Raw genomic sequence first — 17,892 nt, forward strand, 5'->3', positions numbered from 1 at the left:
GATGCTGGTGGGTTACCTGGGTCTGTTCCTGGCCGCTTTCGGCGCCGCGACGCTCCTGCCCTTGCAATCCGAAGCCGTGCTGGTAGGGCTGCTGCTCAGCGGCCACTACAACCTGTGGTTGCTAATTGTTATCGCAACCTTCGGTAACGTGCTCGGCTCGGTGGTGAACTGGCTGCTGGGGCGCTCGATCGAGCACTTCAAGGACCGCCGCTGGTTTCCGGTCAGCACCGCCCAATTGGCGAAAGCCAGTACTCATTACCAACGGTGGGGCCATTGGACGCTGTTGCTCAGTTGGGTGCCCATCATCGGCGACCCCTTGACCCTGGTGGCCGGCGTGATGCGTGAGCCGTTGTGGCGGTTTTTGCTGGTGGTGACGATTGCCAAGGGCATGCGCTACAGCGTATTGGCAGGTTTTACGGTGGGTACGGGCATGCTGGGATAATGCGTTAATCTGCGCTTAATCCCCTCGACACAGCATCCGCAGACTGTTCCTGGAGCTTTCTCATGCATCTATCCCGCTCGTTATGCATCGCCAGTGCGCTGGCCGCTGTCGCACTGCCCGCCTTTGCCGTGACCAAAGCCCCCACCTACGGCCCCGAACTGCAAGGTTTCAAATACCCCTACCCGGTCCAGCACTTCAGCTTCCAATCCCAAGGCAAAGCCCTGCAAATGGGTTACATGGACGTAGCGGCCAAGGGCAAACCCAACGGCCGCAGCATCGTACTGATGCATGGCAAGAATTTCTGTGGCGCCACCTGGGAAGCCTCGATCAAGTCGTTGAGTGATGCCGGCTACCGCGTCATCACCCCTGATCAGATAGGCTTTTGCACATCCAGCAAACCTGATCACTACCAGTACAGCTTCCAGCAATTGGCGATCAACACCCACCAACTGCTGGAAACACTCGGTATTCAAAAGGCCACGGTTCTCGGCCATTCCACCGGCGGCATGCTCGCCACACGCTACGCCCTGCTCTACCCGCAACAGACTGAACAGTTGGTGATGGTCAATCCCATCGGGCTGGAAGACTGGAAAGCCCTCGGCGTACCTTATCGCACCGTGGACCAGTGGTATGAGCGCGAGTTGAAGATGTCTGCCGAGGGTGCGCGCAAGTACCAACAGAGCACCTACTACGGTGGCCGGTGGAAACCCGAGTACGATCGCTGGATCGATATGTTGGTGGGCATGAACAAAGGGCCTGGGCAGAAACAAGTGGCATGGAACTCGGCGTTGATTTACGACATGATCTTCACCCAACCGGTGTACTACGAGTTCAAGGACCTGCAAGTACCGACGCTATTGATGATTGGTACGGCGGACACCACAGCTATCGGCAGCGATATCGCGTCGCCAGCAGTGAAGGCGAAGGTCGGCCACTACGAGGTGCTGGGTAAGCAAGTGTCCAGGCAGATCCCCCATTCCACGCTTGTGGAGTTCCCTGGCCTGGGCCATGCACCACAGATGGAAGAACCGGCACAGTTTCACAAGGCATTGCTGCAAGGGCTCAGCGCCCTTTAGGCCCACATTTGAGGTTTGCTTGAATGTCATTACGGATCGCAGTCATCGATGATTGGCAAAAAGTAGCCCGCGACGTAGTGGATTGGTCGGCGCTTGAAACCGTCGGCCAGGTCAGTTTCCTGCATGACTACCCGACCGAAACCGGCACCATGGTCGAGCGTTTACAGGCCTTCGAGGTGATTTGCCTGATGCGCGAACGCACCACCTTCAGCAAGGCGCTGCTCCAGGGCTTGCCCAACCTCAAACTGTTGGTCACAGGCGGCATGCGCAATGCCGCCATCGATATTCCCGCAGCCAAGGCCCTGGGCATCCAGGTCTGTGGCACCGACAGCTATAAACAGGCGGCGCCGGAACTGACTTGGGCGTTGATCATGGCCTCTACCCGCAACCTGCTGGCCGAAGCCAACGCATTGCGCGCCGGGCAGTGGCAACAAGGCCTGGGCGGCGATCTGCAGGGCAAGACCCTGGGCATTCTCGGCCTGGGCAGCATTGGCCAGCGTGTTGCCCGGTTTGGCCAGGTGTTCGGCATGCACATAATCGCCTGGAGCGAGAACCTTACTCCGGAACGCGCTGCCGAATCGGGCGTAACCTGGGTCAGCAAGCGCGAACTGTTCGAGCAGGCCGATGTTCTGTCGATTCATCTGGTACTCAGCGACCGCAGCCGCGGGCTGGTAGATGCCGAGGCTCTGAGCTGGATGAAGCCTGCGGCGCGGCTGGTCAATACCGCGCGCGGCCCCCTCGTTGATGAAGCCGCGTTGATCGATGCCCTGGCCAGTGGCCGATTGGCGGGTGCGGCGCTGGATGTCTTTGACCAGGAACCCTTGCCGCTCGATCATCCCTTTCGCCTGCTGCCCAATGTGCTGGCGACCCCGCATGTGGGTTACGTCAGCGAGCAGAACTACCGGCAGTTCTATAGCCAGATGATCGAAAATATTCAGGCCTGGGCTACCGGCTCGCCCATGCGCCTGTTGGGTTAAGGCCAACTAAAATGCACCTTAAGCAACAAATCACTTCAAATTAATAATTTATCTTATTGTTATTTAACAACTTTAACTCTTAACAACTTACTTTAACCACGATGTTGCTCCTGTTCGACATCAATGCACCATTATCAAGCACCTTGGATTCAATCCTTCGGCATTGCACAAAAATCGCTCAATACCCGCTTTGCATTAGCCCCTCGAATGCGGTATCAGCGAAAACCCTGCGTCACAGGAATATTTTTTGTCCTGCAAAAAAAAACCGCACGCCTTACAGGCTATGGGGTCTGGCCTAGGCTGATGACCGACGGGTCACGTTCAAAACAAAAACCCCGCAAAAAATCGAAACTTTCGAACTCTGCCGTAGGTCAGGTTTAAGGTAAGGCGAGCGCAGCCGGTTCATATTGAATGCCCGTCTATCCACTCAATTCATGACTCCAGCACATCTGGCATGAGGCTTGCCAGTCCTGTGTAGCGCTTGTGCGCCTGGCCGCAGGATGCGGTCAACCTTCGTTAATGGTACTAAGCCATTAGCTGACCAACAAAAAAATGGGAGAGAACTATGATCAGTGCCGCTGCAGATACTCAGGAAGAGCATTTCAGTCAGCCGGTTGGCGAGCCAACTTCATTGACGGACCTTCCCAAAACGGTGCGGCCGGTCAGGTCTAACCCTAACCGCAAAAAAGTGCTGTTTGTGACGTCGGAATTGGCTGACCTGGTGAAAACCGGTGGCCTGGGCGACGTCTCCGCCGCCCTGCCCCGGGCCATGGCCCAATTGCACGATGTGCGGGTGTTGATCCCCGGTTACCCCCAGGTGCTGGACAGTGACAACCCCATTCATATCATCGGTGAACTGGGCGGGCATGCTGCCTTGCCGCCGTGCAAGATCGGGCGCATGGACCTCAAGGATGGCCTGGTCATCTACGTGCTGATTTGCCCTGAACTCTACGAGCGCGAAGGCACCCCCTACGGCGCCAACAACGGTCGTGACTGGCCGGACAATCATATCCGCTTCGCCCGCCTGGGCCTGGCCGCCGCCGATATTGCCGCCAACCTGGCGCAAATCCACTGGTGCCCGGACCTGGTGCATGCCCACGACTGGCCAGCAGGCCTGGCACCGGCCTATATGCACTGGCGTGGCTCACGCACTCCCACGCTGTTCACCATTCATAACCTGGCTTACCAGGGAGTGGCCAGCCTGGCCTCGTGCCCGGAACTGGGTATCCCCGAACATGCCCTGCAACAGGAAGGCATGGAGTTCTATGGCAAATTGTCGTTCTTGAAGGCCGGCATGGCCTACTCCAGCCACATCACCACGGTCAGCGCCACCTACGCCCGGGAAATCACCACCCCGGAATTCGGCTGCGGCCTGGACGGTTTCCTCTCCAGCAAAACCCAGCAAGGTTTGCTCAGCGGCATTCCCAACGGCATTGACGAAAGCTGGGAGTCGTCCACCGACCCGCACCTGACTCACCCGTTCAACATCGGTGATTGGGAAGGCAAGGCGCTCAACGCGGCCCATGTGCGTAACCTGTTCGGCTTGCACGACTCCACCGGCCCACTGTTCGCCGTGGTTTCGCGCCTGGTCTACCAGAAAGGCCTGGACCTGACCGAAGCGGTGACCAATTTTATCGTTGAGTCCGGCGGTCAAATCGCAATTATCGGCCGTGGTGAACCGGAGGAAGAACAGGCCATGCGTGCCCTGGCCTTGCGCTTTCCGGGCCATGTAGGCGTGCGCATCGGCTTCAATGAAACCGACGCTCGTCGCATGTTTGCCGGCAGCGACTTCCTGTTGATGCCATCACGCTATGAGCCCTGCGGCCTGAGCCAGATGTACGCCCAGCGCTTCGGTTCCTTGCCGGTGGCCCGCAACACCGGTGGCCTGGCAGATACTATCGAGGACGGCGTCACCGGCTTTCTGTTCGATGAGTCCACCATTGAGAGCTACGAGGCGGCCTTGCGCCGCGCATTCAAAGTCTTTGCCTTCCCCGGTTTGCTCAACGCCATGCGCTGCCGAGCCATGGCAGCACCGTTCAACTGGTGCCAGGCGGTAGAGCCCTACGCCGAGCTTTATGAACAACTGGTGGCGAAAGCGCTGGGAAAGTCGGTGAAATAACCAAGAGGTCTTCATAGATGCCGTCAAGGAATCTGGAAACCTGGTCCCACGGCGCAATCATGCTGGACGCGCAACACACCCGTTTTGCCTTGTGGGCGCCAGATGCGCTTTATGTAAACCTTGAGTTTGAAGAAGGCAAGTCAATAGCCATGCCGGCTCAACCAGATGGCTGGTTCGTGGCGCAATTGCACTGCCTGGCGGGAACTCGCTACCGCTACAACATCGACGGTGAACTGCAAGTGCCCGACCCGGCTTCCCGGGCCCAGGCCACGGATGTTCATGGGTTCAGCGTGGTGCTCGACCCCTTGCTTTACCACTGGCGTCACGACGCCTGGCACGGGCGGCCATGGCACGAGGCGGTGATTTATGAGCTGCATGTCGGCGCCCTGGGAGGCTACGCGGCAGTCGAGCAGCAACTGCCGCGCCTGGCCGAGCTGGGCATCACTGCGATCGAATTGATGCCTATCGGGCAATTTCCCGGTGAGCGTAACTGGGGTTACGACGGAGTCCTGCCCTACGCTGCGCATTCGTCCTACGGCTCTCCCGAGCAGTTGAAACAACTGATCGACAGCGCCCATGAATACGGCCTGGCGGTGATACTTGATGTGGTCTACAACCACTTCGGCCCCGACGGCAACTACCTCGGCCACTATGCCAGGCACTTCTTTCGCGAAGACACCCACACGCCTTGGGGCGCCGGCATCGACTTCCGTCGCAGCGAAGTACGCGACTTCTTTATCGACAACGCGCTGATGTGGCTGCTGGATTACCGTTTTGATGGCTTGCGCCTGGATGCCGTCCACGCCATCAACGATCCCGGGTTCCTCCAGGAACTGGCCCGTCGGGTGCGTCAACAGGTGGGTCCGGAACGCCACATCTGGCTGGTACTGGAAAACGAATTCAACCAGGCCAGCTTGCTTGAGCAAGGGTTCGATGCCCAGTGGAACGATGACGGGCACAACGCCCTGCACGTACTGCTGACCGGCGAAACCGACGCCTACTACGCCGACTTTGCCAACGACCCGACCGGCAAACTGGCTCGCTGCCTGAGCGAAGGCTTCATCTACCAGGGCCATGCCAACCGCCACGGCAGCCAGCGCGGCGAGCCCAGCGGGCATTTGTCGCCAAGCACCTTTGTGCTGTTCCTGCAAAATCATGACCAGATCGGCAACCGTGCCCTCGGGGAACGCCTGCACCAGCTCTGCTCGCCTGAAGCGTTAAGGGCTGCCACGACGTTGCTGTTGATGTCGCCGATGATCCCATTGATGTTCATGGGCGACGAAGTCAACGCCGAGGAACCCTTCCTGTTCTTTACCGACCACCACGGTGAGCTCGCCGAGGCGGTGCGCGAGGGTCGGCGCAACGAGTTTGCCGAGTTTGCCGCCTTTACCGACCCCGAACAGCGCGAGCACATCCCCGACCCCAATGCCCTGACAACGTTTCGCCGTTCGGTGCCACGGCTGGCCGAGTGCAGCACTGCGCAACTCTATCGGCATCTGCTGAGCCTGCGGCACCAGCATATCGTGCCGCACCTGCCCGGCAGCGAAGCCCTGGGAGCACGGGTGCTGGGGGAAGGCGCGGTATCTGCCCGTTGGCGCCTGGGCAACGGCAACCTGCTGCAAATCGACCTTAACCTGAGCCCGGTCACCCTTGAGTGCCTGGCGGCGGAGCACACCGTGTTCGCCACCCACGCCGTTACAGACCAGCAGTTGGCACCTTTCAGCGCCCGCGTCAGCCTGGGCCCCTTTTCCTCTACTGGAGAGCACCCTTGAGCGAAGCCCAATTGGAAATTCTCGCCAGCCGAGCGGGCCTGGCCGTCGATTGGATCGACGCCAATGGCCGCCCCCAACGCGTCAAGGTCGATGCCCTGCGCGCGGTCCTCAAAGGCCTGGGCCATCCGGCCGACAGCGACGAAGCCATCGAGACCAGCCTGCAAGACCTCGAGCGGGTACAGCAAGACAAGCACCTGCCACCGCTGATGACCGTCGACCACGGCAAAGGGTTGGACCTCGCACGATTCTTCGCCCCCGGCACGCCGTGCCAGGTGCATCTGGAAGACGGCAGTACCCTGGACCTCCACCTGGACCACAATGCGACGCTGCCCGGATCGCTTGCGGTCGGTTACCAGCGCGTCCAGATTGCCGGCCAACACTTCACCCTGGCAGTTGCGCCCCTCCATTGCTACCGCGTCGACGAAGCGGTGGGCAGTCGCCCTGCCCGGGCCTGGGGCCTGAGCGCCCAGCTCTACGCCCTGCGCCGCCCGGGCGACGGCGGGTTTGGCGATACCCAGGCCCTGGAACAATTGGCTCGCGCGGCTGCCGAGCGCGGTGCGGATGCCCTGGCAATCAGCCCGATGCATGCGATGTTCAGCGCCGATACCCAGCGCTACAGCCCCTATTCACCCTCCAGCCGCCTGTTCCTCAACAGCCTCTACGCCTCCCCCGGTTGCATCCTCGGTGAACGCGTGGTGCGCAGCGCCATTGAGGCCTGCGGCCTGGCTAATGAGCGCCAGGCGTTGGAGCAACAGGGCCTGGTCGACTGGCCCACCGCAGCCAACGCCAAGCAACGCTTGCTGCGGGCACTGTACGAGGATTTTCGCCAGGGCAATCACCCACAACATGCCGACTTCCTGAGCTTCCGCCAGGCCGGCGGCGAAGCCCTGGAAAACCACTGCCGTTTTGAAGCGCTGCAGAGCGAACGCGCCGCCAATGGCGAAAGCCTTGACTGGCGGCACTGGCCCCTGGAATGGCGCGATCCGCGCAGTCCGGCATTGGCGCGGTTTGCCGAAGACAACGTGCAACAGATCGGTTTCTTCGCGTTCAGCCAATGGTTGATTGCGCGCTGCCTGGAACGGGCCCAACAAGCCGCCCGGGGCAGCGGTATGGGTATCGGCCTGATTGCCGACCTGGCGGTGGGCGCCGATGGCGGCGGCAGCCAGGCCTGGAGTCGCCAGGATGAATTGCTCGCTGACCTCACCGTGGGTGCCCCGCCGGACATCCTCAACCGCGCCGGCCAGGGCTGGGGCATTTCCGCATTTTCACCCGAAGGCCTGCAGCGCAATGGTTTCCGGGCATTTATCGAAATGCTACGGGCCAACTTCGCCCATGCTGGCGGATTGCGCATCGATCATGTCATGGGCTTACAGCGGTTATGGGTGATTCCCATAGGTGCTTCTCCCCAGGAAGGTGCCTACCTGTATTACCCGGTGGACGACCTATTACGGTTGTTGGCCCTGGAGTCGAGCCGCCACCAGGCTGTGGTGTTGGGCGAAGACCTGGGCACCGTTCCTGATGGCCTGCGGGAAAAGCTCATCGCTCGCTCGATCCTTGGCATGCGTGTGCTGTTGTTCGAACAGGAGCACGGCCACTTCAAGCCGATCCTCGATTGGCCGGATAACGCCCTGGCCACTACCAGTACCCATGATTTACCGACGCTCAATGGCTGGTGGCACAGCCGTGACATCGACTGGAACCTGCAGTTGGGGCTGATTGACGGGCCCACCGTGGAGCAATGGAGTGAGCATCGGTTGCGGGAGCGTCAGGCACTGCGCCAGGCCTTGAGCCAGGACTCACAGAATTTCCGAGAAGAAATACGTAACGACACCGATCACGTCCTCGATGCCAGCATCCGTTACCTGGGTCATACCCGTGCGCCACTGGTGTTGCTACCCCTGGAAGACGCCCTAGGCGTCGAAGAGCAAGCCAACCTTCCCGGTACCACCGACACCCATCCCAATTGGCGACGTCGCTTGCCGGGAGACGTCAGCGCCTTGCTCGACGACGAAAACGCCGCCCGACGCCTCGAACTGTTGGCCGTTGCGCGCATTCAAGCCCATGAGCGTGACCGATGAGTGCCCCGATCCTGAGGGCTACCCAGCGACTGCAATTTCATGAAGGCTTCACCCTGGACGATGCGGTACCCCTGGTGCCTTATTTTGCCCAGTTGGGTATCAGCCACCTGTATGCCTCACCGTTGCTCAGCGCCCGTGCCGGCTCGATGCACGGCTATGATGTGGTCGATCCCACCACGGTCAACCCGCAGCTGGGCGGTGAAGCCGCCCTGCGCAGGTTAGTGGCCGCCTTGCGTAAGCACGATATGGGATTGATCCTCGACATCGTCTCCAACCACATGGCCGTCGGCGGTGCCGATAATCCTTGGTGGCTGGACTTGTTGGAGTGGGGACGCTTGAGTCCCTACAGCGAGTTTTTCGACATTCAGTGGCATTCGCCGGACCCATTGCTCAAGGGCCAGTTGCTGATGCCGTTCTTGGACCGTGACTATGGCCAAGCGCTCCAGGCTGGCAATATCCCTCTGCGCTTCGACCCACGCCAGGGCAGTTTTTTCATCGAGCATTATGAACACCGCTTCCCTATCAACCCCGGCGACTACGGCGACATCCTGCGCCTGTATGAACCGCTCAAGGTCCTGGCCGACGATTTCAGCAGCCTCGCCTATCAGCCAAGTGCTTACCCCCTGGCCGCCGTGCTGAAGCAACAACTGGCCGAGCGGGCGTGGGATCCCGCTACCCTCGCCGCCATCGAACACTGCCTCAGCCTGTACGATTCCTGCCAACCAGAAGGTTTTGAACGCCTGCACCGCTTGCTGGAGCAACAAAGCTATCGCCTGGCCAGTTGGCGCACGGCGGCTGATGACATCAACTGGCGGCGCTTCTTCGACGTCAACGAGCTGGGCGGTCTGCGGGTGGAGCGTAGCGCGGTGTTCGAGGCCACCCACGGCAAGATTTTCCAATTGATCAGCGAGGGCCTGGTGGACGGCCTGCGTATTGACCATATCGACGGCCTCGCCGACCCTCGGGGCTACTGTCGCAAGCTACGACGCCGAGTAGATGCGCTGTCACTCGGGCGACACCTGCCAATTTTCGTGGAAAAGATCCTCGGTGAAGGCGAAACCCTGCGCGAAGACTGGCGCGTGGACGGCACCACCGGCTACGAATTCATGAATCAGGTTTCGTTATTGCAACACAATCCCGAAGGTTTCGAGCCCCTGGCCGAGCTGTGGGCCCTTCACACCGAGCGTCCGACGGCCTTTGTCGAAGAGGCCTGGCTGGCACGCCAGCAGATCCTCAACGGCTCCCTGGCCGGTGATTTTGAAAATGTCGCCCAGGCCCTGTTACAAGTGGCCCGTGACGATGTGATGAGCCGCGACCTGACCCTGGGTGCGATTCGCCGGGCCTTACAGGAACTGATAGTGCACTTCCCGGTGTACCGCACTTATATCAGCGCCCGGGGCCGTAGTGAGCGGGACGACGTATTCTTCCAGCAGGCCCTGGCGGGTGCCCGCAGCACCCTGGGCGAAGCTGACTGGCCGGTGCTCGATTATCTGGAACAATGGCTCGGCGGCCAACCCTGGCGCAGCCTGCCGCCGGGGCGCGGACGCAAGATCCTCAAGCACGCCTGCGTGCGCTTCCAGCAACTGACGTCCCCGGCGGCGGCCAAGGCTGTGGAAGACACCGCGTTCTATCGTTCGGCAGTCTTGCTCTCGCGCAACGATGTGGGCTTCAGCACAGAGCAATTCAGCGCACCGGTGAGCGATTTTCATGCTGCCAACCAGCAGCGCTTGCAGGCTTTTCCCGACAACTTGCTGAGTACCGCCACCCATGATCACAAGCGTGGCGAAGACACGCGCGCGCGCCTGGCGGTGCTCAGCGAGCGTGCCGACTGGTACATCCACCAAGTGGAACACTGGCGCACCCTGGCCCAGCACTTGCGCAGTGATGCCAGCACCCCTTCGGCGGGCGATGAACTGATCCTTTATCAAGTGCTGCTGGGCAGTTGGCCCCTGAACCTGCACAGCGATGACCCCCAGGCATTGGCCGACTATCACCAGAGGGTGTGGCAATGGCAACAAAAGGCCTTGCGCGAAGCCAAGCTGCACAGCAGTTGGAGTGCGCCCAACGATCTGTATGAGCACGGTGTGCAAGCGTTCCTTTCACGGCTGTTGCTCGATGATCAAGGCCGGCCCCTGCGCACAGCCCTTGGCACTGCGGCCCAGGTTATTGCTCCGGCCGGCGCACTCAATAGCCTGGCGCAAACCTTGCTACGCATGACCGTACCGGGGGTACCCGACCTATACCAGGGCGATGAGTTCTGGGACTTCAGCCTGGTGGACCCGGACAACCGCCGCCCGGTGGACTTTCATGTCCGGCAACAGGCGCTGCAATCACCCACCGACATCGCCGAACTGCTGCTGCACTGGCGTGACGGGCGCATCAAGCAGGCATTCATCGCCCAAGTGCTTGGTCTGCGCAAAGCCTACCCACAAGTGTTTCGCCTGGGCTGCTACGAACCGTTGGAAGTGGTGGGTGAGCACGCCGGGCAGGTGCTCGCCTTCTGCCGCGAATATCAGGGTATGCGCTTGTTGGCGGTAGTACCGCGTTGCTCCCATCACCTGCTTGATGACGGTGTGCAGCCCCTGGTCAACGCACAGGTCTGGGGCGACACCCGGATCAAACTACCGTTCGCCGCGCCAACCCAAAACTGGAAGGGACTTTTCCAAACGAGCGCAGTCACACCCAGCAAGGAGCTGAAGATCAGCACTGCCCTGGGAGATTTGCCGGTCAATGTCTTTATCAACCCTGATCATCAAGAAAGCTGAAATTTTCTATGAGGAGCCATGCGATGAGTACCGAAGACAAACGCGTTCGCGAATTCGCGTATCAGATCTGGGAGTCCGAAGGCAAACCCGAAGGCCAGGAAGCCCGCCATTGGGAAATGGCGCGCAAATTGGCCGAGGCCGAAGCGCTGACGCCAGGCAAACCGAAGGCGAAGGCGACCGCTAAACCGAAAACCGCGCCTAAACCCGCGTCAAAAGCCAAGCCGGCCGCCGAGAAAAAGCCCAGGGCACCACGCAAGCCATCCAGCTAACCATGGACGTCCTGGTGGAAAACCCCGTTATCGCAGGCAAGCCCGCGCCCACAAGAGGATGTGCACCCATCACCTGACGCTTAGTCAGCACGGCCGCGTTCGGTCTGAAAAACTATTGCAGGAGCAACGATTCAATGAGCAAACCCGACAAAGCCCAACCGACGCCCGACCACGAGCCGTCGCGGATTCGTGAAGGTTTGCCCTTCCCCCTCGGCGCAACCTGGGATGGTCTGGGGGTCAACTTTGCGCTCTTCTCGGCCAATGCCACCAAAGTTGAGCTGTGCCTGTTCGACGATACCGGCGAAGTCGAACTGGAACGCATTGAACTGCCCGAATACACCGACGAGACCTTCCATGGCTACCTGCCTGACGCCCACCCCGGGCTGATCTACGGCTATCGCGTGTACGGTGCGTATGACCCGGCCAACGGCCACCGTTTCAACCACCATAAATTGCTGATCGACCCCTACGCCAAGCAGTTAGTGGGCGAGCTCAAGTGGTCCGAAGCCCTGTTCGGCTATACCATCGGCCACCCCGATGCCGACCTCAGTTTCGACGAGCGCGACAGCGCGCCTTTCGTGCCCAAGTGCAAAGTGATCGATCCGGCCCACACCTGGGGTAATGACCAGCCGGTGCGGGTGCCCTGGGATCGCACGATCATTTACGAAACCCACCTGCGTGGCATCACCATGCGCCATCCATCGGTACCGCAAGCGGTGCGCGGCACTTGTGCCGGGCTGATGGTCGACGATGTGCTGGTACATATCCGCCAATTGGGGGTGTCGTCGGTGGAGTTACTGCCGGTCCACGCCTTCGTCAACGACCAGCACCTGCTGCAAAAAGGCATGACCAATTATTGGGGCTACAACAGCATCGCCTTCTTCGCCCCCGACCCACGCTACCTGGCCAGCGGCAAGATCGCCGAGTTCAAGGAGATGGTCGCGCACCTGCATGAAGCCAAGCTGGAAGTGATCCTCGACGTGGTCTACAACCACACCGCCGAAGGCAACGAACAAGGTCCGACCCTATCCATGCGCGGCATCGACAACGCTTCGTACTATCGACTGATGCCCGATGACAAGCGCTTCTACATCAACGACTCCGGCACCGGCAATACCTTGGACCTGAGCCATCCTTGCGTGCTGCAAATGGTCACCGACTCCCTGCGCTACTGGGCGACGGAAATGCACGTCGATGGTTTCCGCTTCGACCTGGCGACCATTCTCGGCCGTTACCACGACGGTTTCGACGAACGCCACAGCTTCCTTGTTGCCTGCCGTCAGGACCCTGTGCTGCGCCAGGTGAAAATGATTGCCGAGCCCTGGGACATCGGCCCGGGGGGCTATCAAGTAGGCAACTTCCCGCCCGGCTGGGTTGAGTGGAACGACCGCTTCCGCGATACCGTGCGCGCCTTCTGGAAAGGCGATGATGGCCAACTGGCGGATTTTGCCGGGCGCATGACCGCCTCGGGTGAGATGTTCAACCAGCGCGGACGGCGGCCCTATAGCTCGGTGAACTTCATCACTGCCCACGACGGTTTCACGCTCCACGACCTGGTGTCCTACAACGACAAGCACAATGAAGCCAATGACGAGAGCAACCAGGACGGCAGCAATAACAATCTGTCGTGGAACCACGGTGTCGAAGGCCCTACCGACGACCCGCAGATCAACGCTTTGCGCCTGCGACAGATGCGCAACTTCTTCGCCACACTGCTACTGGCCCAGGGCACGCCGATGCTGGTGGCCGGTGATGAGTTCGCTCGTACCCAGCATGGCAATAACAATGCCTATTGCCAGGACAGTGACATCGGCTGGGTCAATTGGGACCTGGACGACGACGGCAAGGCCCTGCTCAAGTTCGTCAAGCGTCTGATCAAGCTGCGCCTGACCTACCCGATCCTGCGTCGCGGGCGTTTCCTGGTGGGTGACTACAACGAAGACATCGGCGTGAAAGACGTTACCTGGCTGGCCCCCGACGCCAGTGAAATGACCACCGAGCAATGGCAGGATAGCAATGGACGCTGCCTGGGAATGTTGATGGATGGCCGTGCCCAGGAAACCGGCATCCGCCGTCCCGGGGCTGATGCCACCTTGTTGCTGGTGGTCAACGCCCATCACGACACGGTCAATTTCTGCCTGCCCTCCGTCCCCGAAGGTGGCTTCTGGACCTGCATGGTCGACACCAACCAACCGGCCGTGCGGGGCCAGGAGCGTTTCGATTTCGAGCACGAATATGCGGTGACCGGGCGCTCATTGCTGTTGTTTGAGTTGCAGTATGAGGATGAGGTGTGAGATGGCACTGCACGGATTTCTTCAAGGCTATCGCAGCTACCCGGATGTCCTCGCCCTGGGCCAGGCATTGAGAGAGTTGGTAGACGCAGGCCTGGATCAATTGCCGCTGCCCGGCAAGGGCCAAACCCTGGAGCGATTCAGCCGCCTGGCGCAGGTGGCAGGCCATGACCTGAGGTTATGCAAGTTATTTGAGGGGCATGCCGATGCCTTGGCAATTATCGCTGAACTCGATAGCCCGCGGCCCCCTGTGGGCAGCACCTGGGGCATGTGGGCCGCAGAGCCGCCAACGGCCCGGGTTCGGCTGCGGCGTGACGGTAAGCGTCTGCTGCTCAATGGCCGTAAGGCCTGGTGTTCCGGCGCGGCAGTAGTGAGCCATGGCTTGTTGACCGCCTGGGATGAAGAGGATCGCCAGCAATTGGTGGCGGTGGACATGCAGCATCCTGGCATCACCGTCACCGCCGAAGGATGGTGTGCCGTGGGCATGGCGGCCACCGCCAGTGTTGAAGTGCAGTTCGACGAAGCGCTCGGGGTTGCCATCGGCGGGCCTGGGGACTACCTGGCTCGCCCGGGCTTCTGGCAGGGTGGGATTGGCATCGCCGCGTGCTGGTACGGTGCCGCACAGCGCCTGGCTGAAACCCTGCGTGAACATTGCGCACGCCACGCGCAACCCCATGCCCTCGCCCACTTGGGCAGCGTTGACAGTGCCTTGCACAGCGCTGCCTGCGTATTGCGCGACTGTGCCGCACACATCGACCGGCAGCCCAAGGTTGATACCCAGCTGTTGGCCCAGCAGGCGCGGGCCTGTACCGAAGACACCGCAAATCAAGTGATGGCTCATGTCGGGCGCGCTCTGGGGGCGGGTCCCTACTGCAAGGACCCGCACTTCGCCCAACTCATGGCCGACTTGCCGGTGTACCTGCGACAAAGCCATGCCGAGCGCGACTTGGCCACCCTTGGCCAACTCATTGCAGACCAACCATCAGGAAGGTGGCAACTATGAAAACCAACCCTATTGTCGGCCAGGGTACACCGCTGCACGTGTGGCAGAGCTCATCACGCCTGGCCGAATTGCCCTGGGTCAATATTGCCGAGCTAGTGCCCGAAGGCAGTCGCGCCGTGATCATCGCGCCACACCCAGATGATGAAGTACTTGGCTGTGGCGGCCTGTTGCAAGGCCTGGCGGCACTCGGGCGGCCGTTGCAGCTGATTTCCGTGACTGATGGTAGCGCCAGTCACCCCGGCTCGCGCCGCTGGCCGGTACAACGACTGAGCGTGGTCCGTCCCCAGGAATCGGCTCAGGCCCTGCATCGCCTGGGCCTGCCGTTGCACAGCCTGAAATGGTTGCGCGCCGGCTTCACCGACAGCCAGGTGGCGGTCCGGGAAGAGGCATTACGCGAGTTTATCCAGCGCCACCTCAAACCCACTGATGTGGTCTTCACCACCTGGCGCGAAGACGGTCACAGCGATCATGAAGCTGTCGGCCGTGCCAGTGCCGTCGCCGCCAGCAACATCGGTGCAACATTGCTTGAGTTGCCGGTATGGACCTGGCATTGGGCAACCCCAGAGGACAGCCAGATACCTTGGCAGCGCGCCCGCAAAATCCCCCTGGGCCCCGAGGCCGTGGCGCGTAAACGGCATGCCATCCACGCCTTTGCCAGCCAACTGGAGGGCGACCCGCAGATCGGCCTGCCACCGGTGTTGGCGCCCTTTGTGCTGGAACGTTTGCTGCAACCGTTCGAGGTGGTATTCGTATGAGTGTTATGACCCCATACTTCGACCGACTGTTTGCCGAAAACGACGATCCCTGGGCGTTTCGCCAGCGCTGGTACGAACGCCGCAAACGCTCGCTGACCCTGGCGGTACTACCCCAGCCACACTACCGCTCGATTTTTGAACCCGGTTGCGCCAACGGCGAACTGAGCGCCGGGTTGGCGCTGCGCTGTGACCATCTGGTGTGCTGTGATACCTCGGCGGCTGCGGTGGTTCTGGCCCAGGCGCGGCTCAAGGATTTTGCCCATGCCGAGGTCAGGCATAGTCGGTTGCCGCAGCAATGGCCAACGCAATCGTTCGAGTTGATTGTGCTCAGTGAACTTTGCTACTACCTGGATCATGACGACCTGTGCGTACTGATTGATTGCGCCCTCGCCTCCTTACCCCCTGATGGGCAAGTCCTCGCGTGCCACTGGCGCCCCGACATAGAAGGCTGCCCGCAGACGGGCCAACAGGTGCACGAACGTTTACATGAGCGGCTAAAAATGCCGCGTCTGGTCCATCACCACGAAAGTGATTTGCTGCTCGACCTGTGGTGCCATGACGACACCTCGATTGCTTCTCGGGAGGGCCTGCGATGATTGGCATTCTGATACCGGTGCACAACGAAGAAGCGCTGCTGGAGGAATGCCTGAAGGCGGCCATGGTCGCGGCCAGTCATCCGGGATTGTTGGGTGAGGAAGTGCAGACGCTGCTGGTGCTCGACAGTTGCAGCGATGGCAGTGCCGCCATCGCCCGGGCGTTTGCTGTGCACATCCTGGAAGTTCAGGCGCGCAATGTCGGCCATGTGCGCGGTGTCGGTGCCCGGTATTTACTCAATAGCGGTGCGCGCTGGATTTCCTGCACGGACGCCGATAGCCGTGTTGCCCCGGACTGGTTGGTTGCACAACTGGCCCTTGGGGTGGACGCCGTGTGCGGTACTGTGACGCTGGATACCTGGAACGAAGGTTTCGACCCCGCCGCGCAAATCCGCTATCACCAGGCCTACGAGGCGCGGGATGGTCATCGACACATTCATGGGGCCAACCTGGGGATCAGCGCTGCTGCCTATGTGCGCGCCGGCGGATTCGAACCCCTGGCCTGTCACGAGGATGTGCAACTGGTGCTTCAGTTGGAACGCTGCGGTGCTTCCATCGCCTGGAGCCATCGTCCTCAGGTGATCACCAGTGCACGCCTGGATTGTCGAGCCAAGGGCGGTTTTGGTGACTACCTGAGGAGTTTGGTGCAGGTCTCGTAAAAATAGCGCTCTTGGAGGCGGTAAATGAGACGAATCGTTGACTATGATCAATACTCTGGGTGCGGCAATCCATGGTTGGAGCGTCGGCACTGCGTGAGCGCCCCTTCATGATTCACCCGAACAAGGTGCTCGTGCGACCCATCACAGTCGTCCCGTAAGCGGGTTACGACCAGGTATTACACAGACAAGGACGTATTATTGATGAAGCCCGCCCCCTCGATTGCAGGCCGCCGTGGCCCCGCGCAAATCTGGAACAGCGCCCCGCAACTGGCTCAAGTTCCTGCTATCAATCCCGCCACCCTGGTACCCGCTGGTGCACGCGTGGTGGTAATCGCTCCGCACCCTGGCGATGAAGTATTGGCCTGTGGCGGCTTGCTGCAGTTGCTGAGTACTCTGGATTATCCCTTGCAACTGATCTCCGTGACCGACGGCAGCGCCAGCCATCCCGGCTCCAACGTCTGGCCCGCCAAGCGCCTGAGCGTGGTTCGCCCCCAGGAAAGCGTCGAGGCCCTGCGACGCCTGGGCGTGCCCTTGCACAGCCTGAAGTGGATACGCGGCGGTTTTACCGATAACGCCCTCGCGGCACAGGAGCAACAACTGAGCCAGTTCATTGCCCGCTACCTGCAACCCGGGGACGTGGTATTCACCACCTGGCGCTCCGACGGTAACGACGATCACGCCGCCGTCGGCCGCGCCGCCGCCAAGGCCTGCCTGCTGGTGGGCGCCCGGTTGTACGAATTGCCGGTCTGGGCCTGGCACTGGCCCGCTCGTGAAGCCATCAGCCTCCCTTGGCAACGGGCACGCAAGATTCGCCTCGACACCTGGAGCGTCGCTCGCAAGCTCCATGCGGCCCACGCCTATGCCAGCCAGTTGGTGGGTGATCCGCAAATCGGCTTGGCGCCAATGCTCGCGCAGGTACTGCTGGAGCGCATGCGCGAGCCCTACGAAATCGTGCTTTTGTAGGCGCCTATACACGCCTGTAGCCGCGGACCTTCAGCAATTTCAAGGCCCAGACGACTGCTGCGCAGCCGATCGCAGGCTGCGCCAGCGGCTACAGGAAATCGGTGGTCGGTGATCGACGGTCCCGTGTAGC

14 protein-coding genes are annotated in these 17,892 nt (G+C 60.9%); all 14 read left to right on the forward strand.

Annotated features, from left to right (window positions below):
- Position 1: 1 nt before the first annotated feature.
- Positions 2 to 442 carry a YqaA family protein gene (locus tag GIR22_RS03245; RefSeq protein WP_154741910.1) on the forward strand — a complete coding sequence of 147 codons (441 nt, stop codon included), beginning with the start codon at positions 2 to 4 and terminating at the stop codon, positions 440 to 442.
- A 62-nt stretch (positions 443 to 504) separates the two neighbouring features.
- Positions 505 to 1,518, forward strand: coding sequence for an alpha/beta fold hydrolase (locus GIR22_RS03250; RefSeq protein ID WP_154741911.1), 1,014 nt, complete (start codon positions 505 to 507; stop codon positions 1,516 to 1,518).
- Between the two features lie 23 nt (positions 1,519 to 1,541).
- On the forward strand, positions 1,542 to 2,495 hold the full coding sequence (locus GIR22_RS03255) for a D-2-hydroxyacid dehydrogenase family protein (RefSeq protein ID WP_154741912.1): 954 nt from the start codon (positions 1,542 to 1,544) through the stop codon (positions 2,493 to 2,495).
- A 565-nt stretch (positions 2,496 to 3,060) separates the two neighbouring features.
- Positions 3,061 to 4,614, forward strand: a complete 1,554-nt coding sequence (gene glgA, locus GIR22_RS03260) for a glycogen synthase GlgA (protein ID WP_154741913.1) — start codon at positions 3,061 to 3,063, stop codon at positions 4,612 to 4,614.
- Between the two features lie 17 nt (positions 4,615 to 4,631).
- Positions 4,632 to 6,386: a malto-oligosyltrehalose trehalohydrolase gene (gene treZ, locus GIR22_RS03265; RefSeq protein ID WP_154741914.1), complete on the forward strand. Its 1,755-nt coding sequence runs from the start codon at positions 4,632 to 4,634 to the stop codon at positions 6,384 to 6,386.
- Complete coding sequence (malQ, locus tag GIR22_RS03270; RefSeq protein ID WP_154741915.1) at positions 6,383 to 8,464, forward strand: 4-alpha-glucanotransferase; 2,082 nt, start codon at positions 6,383 to 6,385, stop codon at positions 8,462 to 8,464. Before treZ ends, malQ begins: the two co-directional genes overlap by 4 nt.
- Entirely contained in the window at positions 8,461 to 11,229 is a 2,769-nt protein-coding gene (locus tag GIR22_RS03275; protein ID WP_154741916.1) for a malto-oligosyltrehalose synthase, read from the forward strand. The genes malQ and GIR22_RS03275 overlap by 4 nt, the downstream gene beginning before the upstream one ends.
- Before the next feature lie 23 nt (positions 11,230 to 11,252).
- On the forward strand, positions 11,253 to 11,498 hold the full coding sequence (locus GIR22_RS03280; protein ID WP_154741917.1) for a DUF2934 domain-containing protein: 246 nt from the start codon (positions 11,253 to 11,255) through the stop codon (positions 11,496 to 11,498).
- A 134-nt stretch (positions 11,499 to 11,632) separates the two neighbouring features.
- Positions 11,633 to 13,792: a glycogen debranching protein GlgX gene (gene glgX, locus GIR22_RS03285; protein WP_154741918.1), complete on the forward strand. Its 2,160-nt coding sequence runs from the start codon at positions 11,633 to 11,635 to the stop codon at positions 13,790 to 13,792.
- 1 nt (position 13,793) lies between these two features.
- Entirely contained in the window at positions 13,794 to 14,792 is a 999-nt protein-coding gene (locus GIR22_RS03290) for an acyl-CoA dehydrogenase family protein (protein ID WP_154741919.1), read from the forward strand.
- Complete coding sequence (locus tag GIR22_RS03295; RefSeq protein WP_154741920.1) at positions 14,789 to 15,547, forward strand: PIG-L deacetylase family protein; 759 nt, start codon at positions 14,789 to 14,791, stop codon at positions 15,545 to 15,547. Before GIR22_RS03290 ends, GIR22_RS03295 begins: the two co-directional genes overlap by 4 nt.
- On the forward strand, positions 15,544 to 16,143 hold the full coding sequence (locus tag GIR22_RS03300) for an SAM-dependent methyltransferase (RefSeq protein ID WP_154741921.1): 600 nt from the start codon (positions 15,544 to 15,546) through the stop codon (positions 16,141 to 16,143). The genes GIR22_RS03295 and GIR22_RS03300 overlap by 4 nt, the downstream gene beginning before the upstream one ends.
- Positions 16,140 to 16,799 carry a glycosyltransferase family 2 protein gene (locus GIR22_RS03305; RefSeq protein ID WP_154741922.1) on the forward strand — a complete coding sequence of 220 codons (660 nt, stop codon included), beginning with the start codon at positions 16,140 to 16,142 and terminating at the stop codon, positions 16,797 to 16,799. The genes GIR22_RS03300 and GIR22_RS03305 overlap by 4 nt, the downstream gene beginning before the upstream one ends.
- A gap of 201 nt (positions 16,800 to 17,000) precedes the next feature.
- On the forward strand, positions 17,001 to 17,762 hold the full coding sequence (locus GIR22_RS03310; RefSeq protein WP_154741923.1) for a PIG-L deacetylase family protein: 762 nt from the start codon (positions 17,001 to 17,003) through the stop codon (positions 17,760 to 17,762).
- The last annotated feature ends 130 nt before the right edge of the window (positions 17,763 to 17,892 follow it).

It is taken from the genome of Pseudomonas karstica, assembly GCF_009707515.1.
Classification (GTDB): Bacteria; Pseudomonadota; Gammaproteobacteria; order Pseudomonadales; family Pseudomonadaceae; genus Aquipseudomonas; species Aquipseudomonas karstica.